The sequence below is a fragment of the Streptomyces calidiresistens genome (assembly GCF_014141525.1).
Lineage (GTDB): Bacteria > Actinomycetota > Actinomycetes > Streptomycetales > Streptomycetaceae > Streptomyces > Streptomyces calidiresistens.
Genome location: NZ_VKHS01001265.1, coordinates 1 through 1,027 on the forward strand (window position 1 = coordinate 1; position 1,027 = coordinate 1,027).

Below are 1,027 nucleotides of genomic sequence, written 5' to 3' on the forward strand. Positions count from 1 at the left end.
CCCCGACACCGACGGCCCCGACGACCCGGACCCCGCCCCCGGCTGGATCCGCCGACTGTCCGGCTACTGCTGGGTCCACCGGCGGAACGTCCTGATCTCCCTGATCTCCTCCCTCGCCGGCATGGGCGTCATGGCCCTCCTCCCGCTGATCATCAAGGTGATCATCGACGACGTGATCGTCGGCGACGGCCCGGGCCTCGCCGGCTGGATCGCCCTGCTCCTCGCCGCCGCCGGCGTCGTCTACGTCCTCACCTTCCTGCGCCGCTACTACGGCGGCCGGCTCGGCCTCGACGTCCAGCACGACCTGCGCACCGCCATGTTCGCCTCGATCATGCGGCTCGACGGGCGCCGACAGGACGAACTGAGCACCGGCCAGGTCGTCGGCCGCGCCACCAGCGACCTCCAGCTCATCCAGGGCCTGCTGTTCATGCTGCCGATGACCATCGGGAACTTCATGCTGTTCCTGGTCTCGCTGGTCGTCATGGTCGCGCTCTCCCCGGTCCTGACCCTGATCGCCCTCGCCGTGGCCCCGGCCCTGTGGTGGATCGCCCGCCGCAGCAGGCTGCGGCTGTTCCCCGCCACCTGGTGGGCCCAGGGCCGGGCCGGCGAGGTCGCCGGCGTCGTGGACGGCGCGGTCGGCGGCGTCCGGGTCGTCAAGGGCTTCGGCCAGGAGGAACAGGAGGCCGGCAAGCTGCGCGCGGCGAGCCTGCGGCTGTTCGCCGGCCGGATGCGCACCGTCCGGCTCAACGCCCGCTACACCCCCGCCCTGCAGGTGGTGCCCTCCCTCGGCCAGGTCGCGATGCTCGCCGTCGGCGGTTGGCTCGCCGTGCGCGGCGACATCACCCTGGGCACCTTCGTCGCCTTCTCCACCTACCTGGCGATGCTGGTCGGGCCGGTGCGGATGCTCACCATCATCCTCACCATGGGCCAGCAGGCCCGCGCCGGCGTGGAGCGCGTCCTGGAGCTGATCGACGCCCGACCCGAGATCGCCGAGCGCCCCGACGCCCGCCCCCTGCCGGCCGACGCC

At 72.9% G+C, this 1,027-nt stretch carries 1 protein-coding gene; it reads left to right on the forward strand.

All coding sequences use genetic code 11. From position 1 onward, the window contains the following. Positions 1-46 precede the first annotated feature (46 nt). Positions 47-1,027: ABC transporter ATP-binding protein (locus FOE67_RS26785; protein ID WP_182667404.1), on the forward strand; the 981-nt coding region annotated here is incomplete at its 3' end.